1 protein-coding gene is annotated in these 964 nt (G+C 56.2%); it reads right to left on the bottom strand.

Annotated elements, in window-relative coordinates:
• Positions 1-927, bottom strand: a 927-nt coding sequence (locus tag FHD67_RS20215) for a hypothetical protein (protein WP_176695239.1), incomplete at its 3' end; no start/stop codon positions are given.
• Positions 928-964: the final 37 nt, after the last annotated feature.

The following is a 964-nucleotide window of genomic DNA, read 5'->3' as shown; positions in this document are numbered from 1 at the left end:
CGTGTTCGCGCTGTCATTCCCGTTGATGATGTTCTGGGCGGGAGGCGTCGGAATGGGGGTCGGATCGGGTGTAGGTGTGACCTCTGGCTCTTCGGTCTGAGGCTCGTCGACGGGCGGGACAGGGGTGGGCGTTGGTGCGGGAGCGGCACCCTCATTCACGCCGTCACGATCATATTCCATCACAGTTTTCCAAGCCAGCTTCTGAAGGCTTGCTGCAATGATGGGATTGATGGTCGGGTAGGCGCCATAATCACCGAAGACGATATTCGGCAGGCCTGAAGGGTCCTTACCGTAGAGTGTCGCCTGGTGGACCATCGTCACGTAGTAATAGCCGGCGTCTGTCGGATGGATATCGTCAGTAAAGAAATGCCTGATGGAGGAAACGCCAGGGATCTTGCCGGCCTCGATAGCATCGTAAAGGTTGGCCATTGCTTGCCCGGCGGGAACGAGCAGCATCTCTTTCGATCCAGTCGGTCGTGCCGCATTTACTTTGTCGACCACGCCTTCCCAGATAGGGCTGAAACGGTCCAAGCTTGCCCGCCAAGCCTTCAGGTCACCGTTGAAGAAGTCGAACCCGTTCCAGGTCTCATAGAGATAGGACTGGATGCCGGGGTTGGTGGCATGGGCAAGAGTAAGGAATTTGAGGGCGTAACCCGAGGTGTCGTTCCACTGGACATTCGTTTCCAGAGGAACGGCTTCCGTGAGGATGAGTGCGTCATATTTGCCGGTGGCGAGGGCCTGGTGGGAATCCACACCTTGCGCATGGACACGATCGTGGTCATTCCAACTCACACGCAACGGTGCGCCGGTAATGACCTGAAAGTCGGTCTTTCCTTCATTTCCCATGCTGTTCATCATGTGGGGAATTTGCCGCCCGACGAGGCTATGACCGACGGTAAGAATATTCGATTCTGAAGAAAGCGCCATTTGTCCCTCTAGTGATCTACTCTTTGTCAGCGTCGCG

It is taken from the genome of Paracoccus haeundaensis (assembly GCF_006239215.1).
GTDB classification, from domain to species: domain Bacteria; phylum Pseudomonadota; class Alphaproteobacteria; order Rhodobacterales; family Rhodobacteraceae; genus Paracoccus; species Paracoccus marcusii.
This window is presented reverse-complemented; position numbering and strand designations above follow the sequence as displayed.